This window comes from Rubellimicrobium arenae (genome assembly GCF_017916275.1).
Classification (GTDB): domain Bacteria; phylum Pseudomonadota; class Alphaproteobacteria; order Rhodobacterales; family Rhodobacteraceae; genus Rubellimicrobium; species Rubellimicrobium arenae.
Map to the genome: position 1 here is coordinate 21,536 of NZ_JAFMST010000006.1, position 16,193 is coordinate 37,728.

Annotated in this window: 15 protein-coding genes; 3 read left to right on the plus strand and 12 right to left on the minus strand. The window is 69.0% G+C overall.

Features of this window, described 5'->3' with window-relative positions:
• Positions 1-19: 19 nt before the first annotated feature.
• Genes J3P31_RS10450 through J3P31_RS10460 form a run of 3 tightly spaced genes read right to left on the minus strand, consistent with a single transcriptional unit; the run spans position 20 to position 2,708 of the window.
• Positions 20-1,846, minus strand: coding sequence for a sensor histidine kinase (locus J3P31_RS10450; RefSeq protein WP_246849451.1), 1,827 nt, complete (start codon positions 1,844-1,846; stop codon positions 20-22).
• A gap of 35 nt (positions 1,847-1,881) precedes the next feature.
• Complete coding sequence (locus tag J3P31_RS10455) at positions 1,882-2,553, minus strand: RNA polymerase sigma factor (RefSeq protein ID WP_210528393.1); 672 nt, start codon at positions 2,551-2,553, stop codon at positions 1,882-1,884.
• Complete coding sequence (locus tag J3P31_RS10460; protein WP_246849450.1) at positions 2,550-2,708, minus strand: NepR family anti-sigma factor; 159 nt, start codon at positions 2,706-2,708, stop codon at positions 2,550-2,552. Before J3P31_RS10460 ends, J3P31_RS10455 begins: the two co-directional genes overlap by 4 nt.
• Positions 2,709-2,804: 96 nt before the next feature.
• Here J3P31_RS10460 and J3P31_RS10465 point away from each other — a divergent pair, with 96 nt between their 5' ends.
• Complete coding sequence (locus tag J3P31_RS10465; RefSeq protein WP_210528394.1) at positions 2,805-3,602, plus strand: response regulator; 798 nt, start codon at positions 2,805-2,807, stop codon at positions 3,600-3,602.
• A gap of 77 nt (positions 3,603-3,679) precedes the next feature.
• Here the strand turns inward: J3P31_RS10465 and J3P31_RS10470 are convergent, their stop codons facing one another.
• A complete protein-coding gene (locus tag J3P31_RS10470; RefSeq protein WP_210528395.1) occupies positions 3,680-4,045 on the minus strand; it encodes a hypothetical protein in 366 nt (121 codons plus the stop codon).
• Positions 4,046-4,212: 167 nt separating this feature from the next.
• Between J3P31_RS10470 and J3P31_RS10475 the strand changes: the two genes are divergently transcribed.
• Entirely contained in the window at positions 4,213-4,887 is a 675-nt protein-coding gene (locus J3P31_RS10475; protein WP_210528396.1) for a Crp/Fnr family transcriptional regulator, read from the plus strand.
• On the opposite strand, the gene J3P31_RS10480 is transcribed toward J3P31_RS10475, so the two are convergent.
• The 6 genes from J3P31_RS10480 to J3P31_RS10505 form a co-directional block, all read right to left on the minus strand.
• The gene (locus J3P31_RS10480) at positions 4,880-5,935 is read right to left on the minus strand and encodes a DNA topoisomerase IB (protein WP_246849449.1); all 1,056 of its coding nucleotides are present in this window, start codon (positions 5,933-5,935) and stop codon (positions 4,880-4,882) included. The two genes, J3P31_RS10475 and J3P31_RS10480, sit on opposite strands and share 8 nt — an antisense overlap.
• Positions 5,936-6,047: 112 nt before the next feature.
• A complete protein-coding gene (locus J3P31_RS10485) occupies positions 6,048-7,214 on the minus strand; it encodes a PQQ-dependent sugar dehydrogenase (RefSeq protein WP_210528397.1) in 1,167 nt (388 codons plus the stop codon).
• A 65-nt stretch (positions 7,215-7,279) separates the two neighbouring features.
• Complete coding sequence (gene queG / locus J3P31_RS10490; RefSeq protein WP_210528398.1) at positions 7,280-8,359, minus strand: tRNA epoxyqueuosine(34) reductase QueG; 1,080 nt, start codon at positions 8,357-8,359, stop codon at positions 7,280-7,282.
• Positions 8,340-9,005: an FtsZ-binding protein FzlA gene (fzlA, locus tag J3P31_RS10495; RefSeq protein ID WP_210528399.1), complete on the minus strand. Its 666-nt coding sequence runs from the start codon at positions 9,003-9,005 to the stop codon at positions 8,340-8,342. Before fzlA ends, queG begins: the two co-directional genes overlap by 20 nt.
• A gap of 86 nt (positions 9,006-9,091) precedes the next feature.
• On the minus strand, positions 9,092-9,925 hold the full coding sequence (mtgA, locus tag J3P31_RS10500) for a monofunctional biosynthetic peptidoglycan transglycosylase (protein ID WP_210528400.1): 834 nt from the start codon (positions 9,923-9,925) through the stop codon (positions 9,092-9,094).
• A gap of 54 nt (positions 9,926-9,979) precedes the next feature.
• Entirely contained in the window at positions 9,980-10,612 is a 633-nt protein-coding gene (locus tag J3P31_RS10505; protein ID WP_210528401.1) for a DUF1269 domain-containing protein, read from the minus strand.
• A gap of 148 nt (positions 10,613-10,760) precedes the next feature.
• Here J3P31_RS10505 and J3P31_RS10510 point away from each other — a divergent pair, with 148 nt between their 5' ends.
• A complete protein-coding gene (locus tag J3P31_RS10510; RefSeq protein WP_210528402.1) occupies positions 10,761-10,985 on the plus strand; it encodes a DUF4342 domain-containing protein in 225 nt (74 codons plus the stop codon).
• Positions 10,986-11,230: 245 nt separating this feature from the next.
• Here J3P31_RS10510 and gltB read toward each other — a convergent pair whose 3' ends face one another.
• Positions 11,231-15,766 (minus strand): glutamate synthase large subunit, encoded by a 4,536-nt coding sequence (gene gltB / locus J3P31_RS10515; protein WP_210528403.1) that lies wholly within the window; start codon positions 15,764-15,766, stop codon positions 11,231-11,233.
• The gene (locus J3P31_RS10520) at positions 15,763-16,185 is read right to left on the minus strand and encodes a GFA family protein (protein ID WP_210528404.1); all 423 of its coding nucleotides are present in this window, start codon (positions 16,183-16,185) and stop codon (positions 15,763-15,765) included. Before J3P31_RS10520 ends, gltB begins: the two co-directional genes overlap by 4 nt.
• Between the last annotated feature and the right edge of the window lie 8 nt (positions 16,186-16,193).

A 16,193-nucleotide genomic window follows, 5' to 3' on the forward strand; every position in this document is an offset into this window, starting at 1 on the left:
CGCACAAGGTTCCGGGTGCTCAGGCCGAGTGCCGTTCCTCGCCGCCTTCGAGAGGGTGGATCCCGAATTCGAGCCGCAGGGTGAACCGGCCGTCCTGCATCGCCGTCTCGACCTGGCCGCCCAGCTGACTGGCGAACGCCATGACGAGCTGGCGGCCGAGGCCCGTTCCTTCCGGCTCGGTGGCCTGCGGGCTCCCGTCGCGGACCGAGTTGATGATCGTCAGCTCGGCCCGGTTGGGTCCCACGGGAATGAACCGCAGGACCAGGCGGGGCGAGGACTCCCCGGGTTCCGGCTCTGCGTATTTGATGGCGTTGGTCAGCCCTTCGGTCAGCAGCAGGGACAGCGGGACGGCCTGATCGGGCGTGAGCGGGATCGGCGCGAAGTCGGATTCGATCCGGAAGGTCCGCCCGGGGGCCGAGGCCATGCCGACGATCTGCCGGGTGATGTCGCCCAGGAGCTCGTCCGCGCGCACGTCGGCCAGGCCCGAGGTCTGGTAGAGCTCCTTGTGGACGGTGGCGAGGCTCATGACCCGCTCCTGCAGCCCCTGCATCAGGGCGCGGGTTTCGGGCGACCGCGCGCGCCGCATTTGCATGTTCATGATCGAGGCGATGAGCTGAAGGTTGTTCTTCACCCGGTGGTGAACCTCGCGCAGCAGCACCTCGCGCTGGTGGACCGTGTCCTCGAGCTCGGCCTCGTCATGGAGGATCGTGTCGGTCATCCGCAGGAAGGCGTTGCCGACGTCGCGGATCTCGGACGGCGCGCGCGACATGTCGAGATCGCCGACGACGCGGCTGCCCGAGGCGAAGCTGCCGATCGCCCGCCCCAGCCGGCGGATGTAGCGCGACACCAGTCGCTCCGCCGCGGCCCAGGCCACTATGAGGCTGCCCCCGTACATCAGCACGGCCAGGAAGAACGGTGCGACGATCGACACGGGCCCGAGATGCAGCGCCTCCTTGGCCGGCACGGAGCCCAGGGCGAAGAGCTCGCCTGGAATGACAGGCACCATCGAATAGACGCGGTCCTGTCCCGCCGCCGTCGAGGCGGAGAAGTTCCCCTGCCTTTCGGAGACATGGGCGAGCAGATCCCTGTCCGCGGGAAGGATGTCGGCGACACGGTCCAACCCTGTCGAGGCCGTCAGGACCACGCCATCCCGGTTGAAGGTGACGAAATCCGGCGCGTCCCGCAGGCCGCCCCCGGCGTCGGGAATCGGTGCCTCGGCCGACAGCGCGGCGTGCGGCAACGCCAGCGCGACATAGCCGGAATAGCCGCCGGTCTCCCCGACGACCGGCTGGACCACGAGGACGATCGACGTGCCCGAGACCGGGCCTCGGGGGTTGACGATGATCTTGGGCCGCAGGTCGCGGATCAGGTCCTGGAACACCGGATCGCCGGAATAGTCGTGGGCGGCTCCGTTCGAGGCGCAGGTCATGTCGCCGCTGACGGGGACATAGGCCGCAACCGAATATTGCGGACTGATCGACACCAGCTGCGACATGGCAGCGTCGCAGGCGGCCTCGTCATCCAGAAGGGGTCCGACAGTGCGGGCCAGCGCGGACGCCGTCCCCTGGGCCTCGCGGATGAAGCCGGTGACGGGCGCGCTCACCCGCAGGGTTTCGCCCATCAGGACGGCAGCCCGCTGCTGCTGGGCGGCATCAAGCCAGGCGTTCGCCTGCAGGAGCGAGATCAGCCCAAGCGGCAGGAGCGCGACGGCCAGAAGGGCTGCCAGCCGAAAGCCGAGGCGGTGGAAGAAGGGAGGACGAGGAGACATGGCGGACGAACGGCGAAGCCGGTCGGACGACCGACCGGCTTGGGCCGTGACAGGATGCGTGGCGGCGAGGTCGGACATTCAGGCTACGGGTCGGCCCCCTGGCCGGCGGATCGTCATGCCGCCCGGACCCCGGACTTGCCCAGCACCGCCAGCGTGGCCCCATCGACTCCCGAGAGAAGCTCCTCTCCCTCCTCAAGGCCCAGCATCTCGGCCAGGCGGGCGCGGGCGCGATTGGCGCGGCTCTTCACGGTGCCGACGGCCACCCCCATCATGATGGACGCTTCCTCGTAGGCGAAGCCTGACGCGCCCACCAGGATGAGAACCTCGCGATGCTCGGGCGAGAGCTGGTCGAAGGCGCGGCGGAAATCGGCCAGGGCGAGCCGTCCGTCATGGCTGGGCTTTTCGCAGAGCGCGGCAGCGTAGACGCCTTCGGGATCGGCCACCTCCCGCCGGGTCTTGCGTTTATCGGAGTAGAAGGTATTCCGTAGGATCGTGAACAGCCACGCTCTCAGGTTCGAGCCCGGCTGGAACTTGTCCAGATTGGTCCATGCCTTGACGATCGTATCCTGCACGAGGTCGTCAGCGGCGGCGACATTGCGGGTCAGCGAAATGGCAAAGGCGCGAAGGGCGCCAAGATGCTCGGGGAGTTCGTCGCGCGGGTCGCGGGCACCGATGGGGAGAACGCCTTCCGGTCGGCCTACGATCACGCCCGACCCTCTGTCGTCAGTCGCTCCAGGAACCTCGGCCTTCGGCTCCGGGACCCCCGTGGCCTGGGGTTCCCTCATTGGCCGCCCTCCTTGGAACGCAGGCGCGCGATCAGGTCCTTGAACCGGTCAGGGATCTCTTCGGTCAGCGCTTCCTCGTACACGCGCTTCAGGTTTTCATCGATCTGCTGATGAAGCCTGCTTTTCCCCTTGTTTTCGGCCATTTCCACATACATGCCCAAGACTGTCCCCGCGCTCGTCCCTATAACCATTCGGAACCGAACGCGCGAGAGATGCGTTCGGTTCCAGGGAGAGATCTAGAGGGATAATTCATGACGTCCAACTTTGCCTCCGCCGTGGGGGCCAGCCTGCCGCACCTGCGCCGTTACGCCCGTGCCCTGACGGGAAACCAGACCGCGGGCGACGCCCTGGCGGCGCAGACGCTGGAAGCGCTGATCCTCGATCCGTCGTCCTCGGCGGAGGATATGCCCCCCAAGGTCGCGCTCTTCCGCGCCTTCCACCGGGTCTGGACGCAGGCGGGGACGCCCCTCGACGAGGCGCAGAGCCATATCGAGGCGCGGGCGCAGGGCCACATGGCGCGCCTCACGCCCCTCACGCGCGAGGCGCTGCTCCTTCATGCCATCGAAGGGTTCCTGCCGCAGGACATCGGCGCCATCATGAGCGTCACGCCCGAAACGGCGACCGACCTCATCGACACCGCCATCCGCGAGATGGAGGAATCGGTCGCGGGCCGCGTCATGGTCATCGAGGACGAGGCCATCATCGCGATGGACATCTCGGCGGTCGTCCGGGAGATGGGCCACCGGGTCACCGGCGTCGCCCGCACCCGGACCGAGGCCGTGCGGCTGGCCCGCGAGACGACGCCCGACCTGATCCTGGCCGACATCCAGCTGGCCGACAATTCCTCGGGGATCGACGCCGTGAACGACATCCTGGGCGAGTTCCAGGACCTGCCGGTCATCTTCATCACCGCCTTCCCTGAACGCCTGCTGACCGGCGCCCGTCCCGAGCCGGCCTTCCTCATCACCAAGCCCTACTCCGAGGAGCAGGTCCGGTCGGCGGTGAGCCAGGCCATGTTCTTCGCCTCGACCGAGACCCTGGCCGCCTGATGATCGCAGGACCCTGTCCGGCCCCGCGCCGTTCAGGCCATTCTCCCGGGCCGGAAAGGGGCTTGCCGGCGGGGCCGTCAGCCGAGGGCGGCCAGGAGATGGTCGGCGACGTGCGCGGTCAGGAACGGGCGCTCCAGCACGGCATAGCCGTGACCCGCGCCATCCTCTTCGGCACGATCCCCCATGAGGACCACATGGCCGCCCTTTTCCGCGACGATCCGGGCCAGGGCAGACTGTTCGTAGTCGCCCGGTCCTTGGTCCACGAAGGCCACGGCGATTCGGTCCACCCCCTCCAGGACGGGAAGCGCCTCGGCGGTCGATGTGGCGGCGACCACGGGGGCGGTGGGGTCGAACTCCTCGATCGTCATCCTCAGGTCCAAGGCCACAAAGGCCTGGGACAGCACGATGAGGTAGATCGGTCCTCGTACGACAGCGTCACTCATCAACAACCCACACCTAGCCCCCGGGTCAGGACCCTTCTGGAGGATCGGGCGGAAGGCTGCATTAACCTGCAACACCGTTCGTGACGATCCGCGTCCCGGTTCCACGCCAGGCGATCACGATTCCGTGTCGGGCCTGCCCGCTTCGACACCGCCCCCTGTTCACCCCCATGAGCGCCGACGAGGTGCGCTTCATGGAAGGTTTCAAGATCGGCGAGATGTCGGTCGACCCCGGGACGACCCTTCTGGCGGAGGGACAGGAAAGCCCCTGGATCTACACCGTGCTGGAAGGTCAGGCCGTCCAGTACAAGTCGCTTTCGACCGGGCGGCGGCAGATCATCAACTTCGTTCTACCGGGCGACTTCCTGGGCCTCCACGCTGCCATGATGGGCGAGATGAAGCACTCGATCGAGGCGCGGACCCGGATGGTGCTCTGCGTGTTCGAACGAGCCCGGGTGCAGGAGGTGTTCCACGGGCAACCCGCGCGGGCGCAGGCGCTGGCCTGGATCGCCGCCGTGGAGAGCCACCTCCTGGGGGAAACGCTGGTCTCCGTGGGCCAGCGGAATGCCGGGCAAAGGATCGCCTGGGCGTTCCTGCGGCTCTGGCGGCGGCTCGAGGCCATGGGCCTGGAACGGGACGGAATGGTTCCCCTGCCTTTCCGGCAGCAGGATCTTGCGGAGGCGCTGGGCCTTTCGCTCGTCCACACGAACAAGACGCTGGCGCGCTTCCGGCAGGCCGGGCTTTGCGACTGGTCCGGGGGCAAGTTGCGGATCGGGAACCTGGCCGCGCTGACCGGGATCGCCCTGGTGGACAGGGACGACCCCGAGCAGCGGCCGCTCATGTGAGCGGCGGCTTCTCCAGGAAGGCCAGAAGCCGCGTCTCGTCGGTCGAAAGGCCCTTGATCGGCTCGGGCGGGGGCAGGTCGGGCACCTGTCCCGCCATCTCCAGGACGGCGGGATGGATGTAGGCCTGCTTGGCGACCGTGGGTGTGTTGTGCAGTCGCTGCGAGGCGGCCTCGGCCAGCGCCTTGATCTTGGGGGCGTCGCCCTGCGCCAGCCGCTCGAAGGCGGCGAGCGTGCCGGCCCAGGTGCGGAAGGTCTTGGCGGTGAAGGCGAGGCTGTCGTCCCCGTCGGCCTCGTCGAGGTAGGCGTTGAGCTGGGTCGAGGTCAGGCTGTGGACCTGCCCCATGTCGTCCACCCAGGTCAGGAGCTCCGCCCCGGGCAGGTCGGACGCCTTCTCGAGCACCTTGAGCAGCCGCGAATCCTTGAGCCGCCGCCGGACGCGCTGTCCGCTCTTGGCCTTGAAGTCGAGCCCGATCTCCCCGTCCCTGAGCCGCACATGCTTGTTGCGGAGGGTCAGCGCACCGTAGCTGCCATTCTCGCGGGCGTATTCCTCGTTGCCCACCCGGAGGGACAGCCGGTCGATCAGAGTCACCGCGGCGGCAAGGGCAAAGCGGGGGTCGCCCGGAGGGGCGCGGAGATCGTGCGCGACACGCTCGCGGATGGCGGGCAGGGCGTGCCCGAAATCCACCAGCCGGTCGAACTTGTTGCCGGATCGGTGCGAGGACCACTCCGGGTGGTAGCGGTACTGCTTGCGCTGCCGCACGTCGAAGCCGGTGGCCTGCAGGTGGCCGTTGGGGAGCGGGCACATCCAGACCCGGTCATAGGCCGGCGGCACGCCCAGCTTCTCCAGCCGCTCCCGCTCGGCCCCGCGCTCGATCGTGGTGCCGTCCGGGCCGATATAGCTGAAGCCCTTGCCGCGCTTCTGCCGCCGGATGCCGGGCATGGAGTCGGTGACGTAGACGAGCCCCGCGGGCACCTCCACGCGGGGAGGCTCGGCGGGGCCGTCCAGCAGCCCTTGCTCCATCGCCTCGATGACGTCGGTGTCCTTCAAGCCGCCTCCCCCTTGGGGACGGGTGCCCGCATGGGGCTGCCCCTCCCAGGCCTTCCGTTTCCGAATTCCGTGGGACGGAAACGCGCAGCCCCCGCCCCGGGGTTCCGGACGGTCAACCCGGCGTGACGCGGTAGATGCCGCCGTTGGCGTCGTCCGTGATGATCAGCAGGGATCCGTCGCCCAGTTCCTCGACATCGCGGACGCGGCCCAGCTCCGTCAGCATCCGCTCCTCGCCCACGACCCGGTCGCCTTCGATGTCGAGCCGCACGAGCCCTCCGGTCTTGAGCGCGGCGATGACGGCGTCGCCCTGCCAGGGGAACAGGTCACCCCGGTAGAAGGTCATGTTGCCGGGCGCGATCACCGGGTCCCAGTAATAGACGGGCTCGGCGAACCCCTCGGCCCGGGGCTGCCCCGTTCCGACCGGAGAGCCGTCGTAGTTGAGGCCGTAGCTCACCTCGGGCCAGCCATAGTTGGCGCCGGCCACGATCAGGTTCAGCTCGTCCCCGCCCAGCGGCCCATGCTCGATGGTCCAGAGCCGGCCCTGCGCGTCGAACGCCGCGCCCTGGATGTTGCGGTGCCCTTGGGTCCACACCTCGGGGCGGCCCTGGCCCACGAAGGGGTTGTCCGACAGGGCCTCGCCGTTCTGGGTGATGCGGACGACCTTGCCCCAGGTCGCGTCCGGATCCTGGGCGCGCTCGCGCTCGGGCGCGTCGGAATGCTCTCCGGTGGTGACGAACACGTTGCCCCGGCCATCCGGCACGATCCGGGACCCGTAATGCTTCGTGCTGTCGGAGGCGGGCGTTTGCACGAAGATGTCCCGCACATCACTGAGCTGCGTGCCATCCTCGGACAACTGGCCCCGCGCCGCGGCCGTGGCGACGAGGCCGTCGCCCATGGGCTTGGCGTAGGTCCAGAAGACCGTCCAGTCCCGGGCGAAGTCCGGCGACACGGCCACGTCGAGCAGCCCGCCCTGCCCGCGCGCATCGACCTCGGGCAGCCCGGCGATGGGTTGGGAGATGGTGCCGTCCGCAGCCACGAGCCGCATCCGGCCCGCCTTCTCGGTGACGAGATAGGTCCCGTCCGGAAGGGACGCGAGGCCCCAGGGCTTCTCCAGCGCCCCGGCAAAGGGCTGCGCCTGCACGGAGGTCCCCGGCAGCGCGGGCGCGCGGGTCTGGTTCGCGAAGGCAGGCTCGAAGGGTGCGTTCGGCGCCCCCTGCTCCACGGCGGCCAAGGCCGGCAGGGGCAGCAGCAGGGCCAAGGCAGTCAGCGCATGACGCATGGATCGGGTCTCCTGGTGTCGAGGGCCTTTGGCCCGTCAACGCCCATCGGCGCGCTGCGCTTCCGTCACAGGTCTTCACGGAGCCGCGAGACGGCCCAGGCGGCCGCCTCGGCGACCACGGGGTCCTCGTGTCCCAGATGCCGTTCCGCCGACGGCAGCAGCGTCCTGTCGTCCGAATTGCCGATGGCGTAGAGCACGTTCCGCAGGAACCGCGAAAGGCCGATCCGTTTGACCGGGCTACCGGCGAAACGCGCCCGAAAGGCCGGATCGTCCAGGGCCGCGAGGTCGCCAAGGCGCGGCGGCCCGTCCCCTCTAAGGTATCTCATCTCCGAGGCTGCGACCGAGAACTTGTTCCAGGGACAGGCCGCCAGACAGTCGTCGCAGCCGTAGATCCGATTGCCGAGCGCCGGGCGGAACTCCTCGGGCACCGGGCCACGATGCTCGATGGTGAGGTAGGAGATGCAGCGCCGCGCATCGAGCTGGTAGGGCGCGGGAAAGGCGCCCGTCGGACAGGCGTCGAGGCAGCGCCGGCAGGACCCGCAATGCGAGACCTCGGGCGCGTCCGGGGGCAGGTCGACCGTCGTGAAGATCGCGCCGAGGAACACCCAGTTGCCGAACTCGCGGCCCAGGAGGTTGGTGTGCTTGCCCTGCCAGCCCAGTCCCGCGGCCTGCGCCAGCGGCTTCTCCATCACCGGCGCGGTATCCACGAAGACCTTGCCTTCCGCCCCCGGCACCTCGGCCAGAAGCCAGCGGAGCAGGCGCTTCAGACGCGGCTTGACGCTGTCGTGGTAGTCCCTGCCCTGCGCATAGACGCTGACGGCGCCCCGGTCGGGATGGCCCAGCACCTCCGTCGGGTCATGCTCGGGCGCGTAGCTGTCCACGAGCATGATGACGCTTCGGGCCTCGGGCCAGAGGGCCGTCGGGTCGCCGCGCCAATGCGCCCGGTCGGCCATCCAGTCGAGTTGGCCATGACGGCCCTGGTCGAGAAAGGCCCGAAGACGGCCCATCGCCTCGGGGATCGCGTCGGGGCGGCAGATCCCCATGGCGGCAAATCCGGCGTCGCGCGCCTCCCCGGCCAGCCGCGCCTTGAGGGCCGGCGGGTCCGGGCGCGCCGCGCGGGCGCGATCAGAAGTCGAGGTCCGCATAATGCGGGGCGGGCCGGAAGCCCGGGACCTGGTCGGCCAGGATCGACCGGAAGGCGGGGCGGGACTTGATCTTGGCGTACCAGTCCTTGACGGACTCGTACTTGTCCCAGGGCACGTCCGATACGTAGTCCAGGCAGGACAGATGCGCCGCCGCCGCGAAATCGGCGAGGGTCATGTCGTTGCCCGCCAGCCACCGGCGCGTTTCCAGCAGATGGGTCATGTACCCGAGGTGGTACTTGATGTCGCGCGCCCCGGCCTTGACCGAGGCCGAGTCCGGCACGCCGCCCCCGCGCAGCTTCTTGAACACCCGCTCGCCCATCAGCTTGGAGGTCACCTCGGCGTGGAACTTGCCGTCGAACCAGGCGCAGAGTCGCCGGACTTCGTAGCGGCCATCCGGATCTCGCGGCAGGAGCGGAGGCGTGGGGACCGTTTCCTCGAGGTATTCGCAGATGGCCTGGCTGTCCGATAGCATCCGGCCGTTCATCCGCAGGATCGGAACCTGCCCCGCCGGGTTGCGGCGCAGGAACTCGATGCCCTGCTCCCAGTACCGCTCTTCCGCAAGCTCCACCTCGATGCGCTTCTCGCCAAGGGCAAGGCGCACTTTCCGGGAAAAGGGGGAGAGCGGGTAATGGTAAAGCCGATTCATGCTGCGCGGGGGATCCGAAGGTCGGGGGAAGCGTCCGACCCATGCCGCAACCGTCCCTCGCGTTCAAGGGCAAGCGTGGCGCCTGGTCAGAGGCCCGCACCCTCGAAGCAGGAGGCGCGCCCATCCGCCTCGATGGTGGCGGCGCCGTCCAGGATCCGCACCGCGCGCCGCCGCAACTCGTCGGTGGGGTGGGCCGGGTCGCGGTTCTTGGGATCCGGCAGGATCGCGGCCAGACGGGCGGCCTGCGCGTCCGACAGCTCCGCCGCGCTCACGCCGAAATGATGGCGCGCGGCGGCCTCGACGCCGAAGACGCCTTCGCCGAACTCGGCCACGTTCAGGTACACCTCGAGGATGCGGCGCTTGGACCAGAACGCTTCCATGGCCGGGGTCATGGCGGCTTCGATGGCCTTGCGCAGCCAGCTCCGGCCCTGCCACAGAAAGACGTTCTTGACCACCTGCTGGCTGATGGTCGACGCGCCCCGGTTGCCGCCCTGCGCCGCGGCCTCGCGGATGGCGCGCAGGTCCAGGCCCCAGTGTTCGCAGAATTCCGCATCCTCGGCCGCCACGGCCGCGCGGGGCATGATCGGGGCCATGTCCTCCAACGGGACCCAGGTCTGCTGCACACCGCCCAGGCGCTGCCCCTCGCTCCACATGTAGGGCGTCGTCGGAGGGTTGATCGCCCCGACGACGGCAATGACGGCCAGGACCGCAGCGATCACGAGAAGCACCCCGCGCACGAGGAGAACCAGCGGACGGTGACGCGGCCCGGAGGCGGGCGCCAGGTCGGCGGGCGAAGTGGAACGGGACCGGCGGCGGCGTTTCGGCGGCCGAGGATCGAGGACCTCACCTTCGCCGTCAGCCGCGTCGGAGGCGTCAGCCGCCTCCCGTTCCGCTTTCGTCCTGCCCGTCGCTCTTGCCATGGCGCCATGACTGGCCCCCCGGGGCGGGGGGGTCAAGGGCCGCGTCGGCCCGACTCAGGGCTGACTGTGCGCGCCCTGGGGATCGGTGGTCACGCTCGCCGGCGCGGTGGCACCGGACGGAGCCCCGCCCAGCGCCGGGGCGGGCGCCGCGCTTTCGAGGTCGGTCGGGGTGGTCGCCGGCTGGGCCGGGGTGGGATGAGGGGTGCCAAGGGAAAGCCGGGTGCGCAGCCGCTCCTCCAGGTCCTGGGGCAGCGAGGTCTGGAGCACGCGGCCCCCCAGGGACCCGAGCCGGTCGATCACCCGGTCCGCCGTGAACTTGCGCAGCAGCACGGCCAACGCCGCGCCTCCACTGTCGAGCGTGCTGCCCACCTCGCGCAGGAAGTCGTCCTCGATGCCCAGGTCGGTCAGCGCGCCCGACAGCGCCCCGGCTGCCGCGCCGGCCGCTGCGCCCAGAAGGGGATTCAAGAACAGCAGGCCGATCATGGTGCCCCAAAGCGTGCCGCCCATTGCCCCGGCCGCCGTCATGTTCACCGCCTGATGGAGCTGGACCTGACCGTCCATGGAGCGGGTCACGACGACCACGTCCTCCATGTCGACCAGGTAGTCCTTCTGGAGCTGGACGAACTCGGCACGCGCCCGAAAGGCGGACGTATCGTCGGGAAAGCCAATCACGATGAGGTCGGACATGTCTGTCTCCTGCTGTGTTCGGGCTGGGAAACCGGGCCGGGGCGGCACGGTTCCCCGCCAGCCGCAATCTACGACCCCCGGGGTCGCGGACCATTGATCTGGCTCAAGGACAGGGCGGGCCCAGGGATCCAGCCTGATGATGCTCCCGATGAGCAGCGACATGGAGGATCAGATGACCGACACCAAGGACCGCACCGTGCTCGAGGAGATCGAGGTTTCGGGCAACCAACTGGTCGAACGGGTCAAGGACCTGTTCCACGAAGGCAACATCCGGCAACTCAGGATCATCGCCAGGGACGGGGAAACCCAGTTCGAGGTGCCCCTGACCATCGGCGTGCTGGCCGGAGGGGTCGTGGCCCTGGCAGCGCCCTAGCTTGCCGTGCTGGGGGTGATCGCGGCCATGGTCAAGCACGTCCGGATCGTGATCGAGCGCGAGGTCGATGTTCCTCCAGCGGCTGATCCGGCCGAGCCTGTGGAGCCGCCCAAGGTCGACGCCTGAGACCGCGCCCAGGGGAGCAGGCGGCCGGAACGGCGCCTGTCATCAAGACGAACGAGCCGCGGCACCTCGGACGGCGCGGCTCGAAGGTCGGGGGACGGCCCCCCCGACCGCTGCCGATCCTACTCGGCGGGGATGGCCTGATCCTCGACCCAGAGCGGGTGCTTGATGTGGGGCAGCATCTCCTTGGGGCAGACCTGCACGAACTGCCCGAGCATCGTGGGCCAGTCGCTCAGGATCTCGTTGCCCCGGCGCGACCCGGTCTCGGCCACATGACGTTCGATCAGGGTGCGGAGCTGCTCTTCCCAGAAGGGCACGGTCACCTGGCAAGTGACCAGCGACTCCGGGTTGATGAGGTTGCGCGCCCTGCCCTCGGGGTCCCAGACATAGGCCATGCCCCCGGTCATCCCGGCGCCGAAGTTCGCGCCGATGCGGCCCAGGATCACGGCCGTTCCGCCCGTCATGTATTCGCAGCCGTTCGATCCGCAGCCTTCCACGACCACGGACGCGCCCGAGTTGCGGACGGCAAAGCGTTCGCCGGCCCGGCCCGAGGCGAAGAGGAAGCCCCCCGTCGCCCCATACAGGACCGTGTTGCCGATGATCGTGTTCTCGGACGCGACAAGGGATGACGCCATCGCCGGACGGACCACGATGGTGCCGCCCGAGAGGCCCTTGGCCACGTAGTCGTTCGCCTCGCCCGACACCTCGATCTTGAGGCCCGGCGCGGCGAAGGCGCCCAGCGACTGGCCCGCCGTCCCGGTGAGCTTGATCGTCAGGTGGTCGGGCTGGAGCGAGTTGCGCATCCCGAACCGCTTGACGATGTGGGAGCTGACGCGGGTACCGATGGTGCGGTCGGTGTTCCGCACGGCATAGGCGAGCTGCATCTTTTCCCCGTCCTGGAGGAAGCGCTCGGCGTCCTTGACAATCTCCGCGTCCAGCGTGTCCGGAACGGCGTTCCGGGGCTTGGAGCGGTCGTACACGGTCGTCCGCGCGCCATCGACGGTGATGAGGAGCGGGTTGAGGTCGAGGTCGTCGAGGTGGGTGGAGCCACGCGACACCTGCGTGAGCAGGTCCGCCCGGCCGATCACCTCGTCGAGGGACCGCGCGCCGATGGAGGCCAGGATCTCGCGCACCTCGGTGGCGTAGAAGGTGATGAGGTTCACCACCTTGTCGGCCGTGCCGGTGAACTTGGCGCGCAGCGCCTCGTTCTGGGTGCAGACGCCCACCGGGCAGGTGTTCGACTGGCACTGCCGGACCATGATGCAGCCCATGGCGATCAGGGCGGCGGTGCCGATGCCGTACTCCTCGGCGCCCAGCATGGCGGCCATGACGATGTCGCGGCCGGTGCGGAGGCCGCCGTCGGTGCGCAGCGTGACGCGGCTCCGGAGGTTGTTCATCGACAGGACCTGATGCGCCTCGGTCAGGCCCATCTCCCAGGGGAGGCCCGCGTACTTGATCGAGGTCGCGGGGGAGGCCCCGGTGCCGCCGTTGTGGCCCGAGATCAGGATCACGTCGGCCTTGGCCTTGGCCACGCCCGCCGCGATGGTGCCCACGCCGCTGCTCGACACGAGCTTCACGCAGACCTTGGCCCGGGGGTTGATCTGCTTGAGGTCGTAGATGAGCTGGGCGAGGTCCTCGATCGAGTAGATGTCGTGGTGCGGCGGCGGGGAGATCAGCGTCACGCCGGGGGTGGAGTGGCGCAGCCGGGCGATGAGGGCCGTGACCTTCATGCCCGGAAGCTGGCCGCCCTCGCCGGGCTTGGCACCCTGCGCGACCTTAATCTCCAGCTCCTCACAGGCGTTGAGGTATTCCGCCGTGACGCCGAAGCGGCCGGAGGCGACCTGCTTGATCTTGGCAGACGGGTTGTCGCCGTTGGATTCGGGCAGGAAGTGCGCCGGGTCCTCGCCGCCCTCGCCCGAGTCGGACTTGGCGCCGATGCGGTTCATGGCGACGTTGAGGGTCTTGTGCGCTTCGGGCGACAGGGCGCCCAGCGACATCCCCGGCGTCACGAAGCGCTTGCGGATGGCAGTGATGCTCTCGACCTGCTCGATCGGGATGGCGGGGCCGAGCGGCTTGATGGCCAGGAGGTCCCGCAGGTGGATCGGCGGGTTGGACTGCATGACCTTGGCGTATTGCTGCCAGAGCTCGTAGGACGCCCGGTCGCACGCGCTTTGCAGCATGTGCATGGTCGTGGCTTCCCAGGCGTGCTTCTCGCCGGTGCGACGCGCCTTGTAGAAGCCGCCGATGGGAAGGATGCCGGTCGGACCCTTCCAGCCCTTGCCGTGGACCTCCTCGATCTTCTTCTGGAGGCCGATAAGGCCGATGCCGGAGATGCGCGAGTGCATGCCGGGGAAGTATTCGGCGCACATGGCGCGGCTCAGACCCACGGCCTCGAAGTTGAGGCCGCCTCGGTAGGAGGAGATCACCGAGATGCCCATCTTGGACATGATCTTGAGGAGCCCTGCATCCACCGCTGCCCGGTAGCGGCGCATGGCGTCCGTGAGCGTGCCGTCCAGCAGCCCCCGGGCAATCCGGTCGGCGATGGAGTCCTGCGCGAGATAGGCGTTCACCGTGGTAGCGCCCGAGGAGATCAGCACCGCGAAGTAATGCGGGTCGATGCACTCGGCCGAGCGGACGTTGACGGAGGTGAAGGTGCGCAGGCCCTTGCGCGTCAGCCAGGAATGCACCGCGCTGGTGGCAAGGATCATCGGCATCGGGACCTTGTCGGGGTCCTGATGCTCGTCCGTGAGGACGATGTGCGCGGCGCCCGAGCGGACGGCGTCCTCGGCCTCGCCCCGGATCCGTTCGAGCCCCAGGCGGAGCGCGTCGGGACCGGGCGCGAAGGTGCAGTCGATGAAGGCCACCTGGCCGCCGAACTGCTGCACCATCACGTCGAATTCGGCGTTGGCGATGAAGGGCGACTCGAGGACCAGGATCTCGGTCTGCGACGAATCCTCGTCGAGCACGTTCTTGAGGTTGCCGAACCGGGTCTTGAGCGACATGACCCGTCCCTCCCGCAGGGAGTCGATGGGCGGGTTCGTCACTTGGGAGAAGTTCTGGCGGAAGTAGTGCGACAGCGGCCGGTACTGCGCCGACAGCACGGCAGCCGGGGTGTCGTCGCCCATCGAGGCCACGAGCTCCTTGCCGTCCTCGGCCATGGGGGCCAGCACCTGCTCCAGCTCCTCGACGGAGTAGCCGGCGGCGATCTGGCGGCGGCGCAGCTCCTCGCCCTCGAAAAGGGTCCGCTCCGGCACGTCGCGGAGCATGGCGTTCAGGTCCACGACCTTCTCGACCCACTGGCCGAAGGGCTGGGACCCGGCGAGCCGGTCCTTGATCTGCGTGTCGTGGTAAAGACGGCCGTCCTGCATGTCGACGGCGATCATCTGGCCGGGGCCGAGGGCACCCTTCTCGACGACGTTGCGCTCCTCGACCGGGACCATGCCGGCCTCGGAGCCGGCGACAAGCAGGCCGTCGGCGGTGACGACATAGCGGAGCGGGCGCAGGCCGTTGCGGTCGAGGCCGCCGCAGACCCAGCGGCCGTCGGTCATGGCCAGGGCGGCGGGACCGTCCCAGGGCTCCATGATGGCGTTGCAGTAGGCGTACATGTCGGCCCAGGCCTTGGGCAGGTCCCCGGTCATCTTGGACCAGGCCTCGGGCACGAGGATGGTCTTGGCCATGGGGGCAGAGCGTCCGGCGCGGACCAGCACCTCGAACACCGCGTCCAGCGCGCCCGAGTCCGAGGTCCCCGAAGGGATGATCGGCTTGATATCCTCGGCCATGTCCCCGAACGCGTCCGAGGACATGCGGATCTCGTGCGACCGCATCCAGTTCACGTTGCCCTTGAGCGTGTTGATCTCGCCGTTGTGGGCGAGCATGCGGAAGGGCTGGGCCAGCGCCCATTGCGGGAAGGTGTTGGTCGAATAACGCTGGTGAAAGATCGCGAAGGCGCTCTCGAACCGCTCGTCCTGGAGGTCGGGGTAGAAGGTGGCGACCTGCTCGGCCAGCATCATCCCCTTGTAGATGATCGACCGGCAGGAGAGCGAGGCGAGGTAGAGCCCCGGGATCTGCGCGGCGATCGCCGCCTTCTCGATGCGGCGGCGGATGATGTAGAGCTCGCGCTCGAACTCCTCGGTCGAGAGCGGCTTCTCGCAGCGGATCAGGATCTGCTCGATCTCGGGGCGGGTCGCGTTGGCCTTCTCGCCGAGCACGGAGATGTCCACGGGAACGTGGCGCCAGCCGTAGATGTAGTGGCCCATGCGGAGGACCTCGGTCTCCACGATGGTCCGGCAGCGTTCCTGCGCGCCGAAGTCGGTGCGGGGCAGGAAGACCTGACCCACGGCGATGAGCTTGTCCATCGCGGGCTCGTGCCCCGTGCGGCGGACCTGGTCGTAGAAGAAGCGGACGGGGATCTGGACGTGGATGCCCGCGCCGTCGCCGGTCTTGCCGTCGGCGTCCACCGCGCCCCGGTGCCACACGGCCTGGAGCGCCTGGATCCCCTTCTCCACCACGCCGCGCGACGGCTTGCCGTCGATGGCGACGACAAGGCCCACGCCGCAGGAGGCATGCTCGTCATCGGCCTTGTAGAGCGAGTTCTCGGCCATCCAGGCGCGCTTGGTTTCCTCGGCCTTGACCCAGGATTCGTCGTAGGTGGTCGTCATGGGTCGTCTCCTTCGATGAAGGGGTTCTCGTGTTCGTATTCGGCGCGCGTCTTGCGCAGGTGGTCGCCGGCGAGCTTGGCCGACTCCATGGCGCGGTCGGCGTAGATCTCGGAGCGGAGCGGCCAGTCCCTGGCCTCGTCGAAGAGGCCGGGCATCAGCTCCAGCGTGCCCTCGGGCTTGTCGAGGTCGTGGAACCAGAGGTGCGAGCCGCAGGTGGCGCAGAAGGCCCGTTCGCTGAAGGGGGAGCTCTGGAAGCGCGCGACGGGACCGCTCGCCTCGACGTCCTGGGCGTTGAAGCAGAGGAACAGGCCTCCGCTCCAGCGCTGGCACATCCGGCAATGGCAGGCGCCGACTCGCGGGTCGTGCCCGCCCCGGACGGTGACGGTGACGGCGCCGCAGAGGCAGTGGCCGGTGATCATCACGTGCC

Coding starts and splice junctions, on each gene's coding strand:
- J3P31_RS10485 (WP_210528397.1), bottom strand. CDS start 7,214: ATGCGTCATGCGCTGACTGCCTTGGCCCTGCTGCTGCCCCTGCCGGCC.
- fzlA (WP_210528399.1), bottom strand. CDS start 9,005: ATGAATCGGCTTTACCATTACCCGCTCTCCCCCTTTTCCCGGAAAGTG.
- J3P31_RS10520 (WP_210528404.1), bottom strand. CDS start 16,185: ATGATCACCGGCCACTGCCTCTGCGGCGCCGTCACCGTCACCGTCCGG.
- J3P31_RS10505 (WP_210528401.1), bottom strand. CDS start 10,612: ATGTCCGACCTCATCGTGATTGGCTTTCCCGACGATACGTCCGCCTTT.
- J3P31_RS10460 (WP_246849450.1), bottom strand. CDS start 2,708: ATGTATGTGGAAATGGCCGAAAACAAGGGGAAAAGCAGGCTTCATCAG.
- J3P31_RS10475 (WP_210528396.1), top strand. CDS start 4,213: ATGAGCGCCGACGAGGTGCGCTTCATGGAAGGTTTCAAGATCGGCGAG.
- J3P31_RS10455 (WP_210528393.1), bottom strand. CDS start 2,553: ATGAGGGAACCCCAGGCCACGGGGGTCCCGGAGCCGAAGGCCGAGGTT.
- J3P31_RS10465 (WP_210528394.1), top strand. CDS start 2,805: ATGACGTCCAACTTTGCCTCCGCCGTGGGGGCCAGCCTGCCGCACCTG.
- queG (WP_210528398.1), bottom strand. CDS start 8,359: ATGCGGACCTCGACTTCTGATCGCGCCCGCGCGGCGCGCCCGGACCCG.
- J3P31_RS10510 (WP_210528402.1), top strand. CDS start 10,761: ATGAGCAGCGACATGGAGGATCAGATGACCGACACCAAGGACCGCACC.
- J3P31_RS10450 (WP_246849451.1), bottom strand. CDS start 1,846: ATGTCCGACCTCGCCGCCACGCATCCTGTCACGGCCCAAGCCGGTCGG.
- gltB (WP_210528403.1), bottom strand. CDS start 15,766: ATGACGACCACCTACGACGAATCCTGGGTCAAGGCCGAGGAAACCAAG.
- J3P31_RS10470 (WP_210528395.1), bottom strand. CDS start 4,045: ATGAGTGACGCTGTCGTACGAGGACCGATCTACCTCATCGTGCTGTCC.
- mtgA (WP_210528400.1), bottom strand. CDS start 9,925: ATGGCAAGAGCGACGGGCAGGACGAAAGCGGAACGGGAGGCGGCTGAC.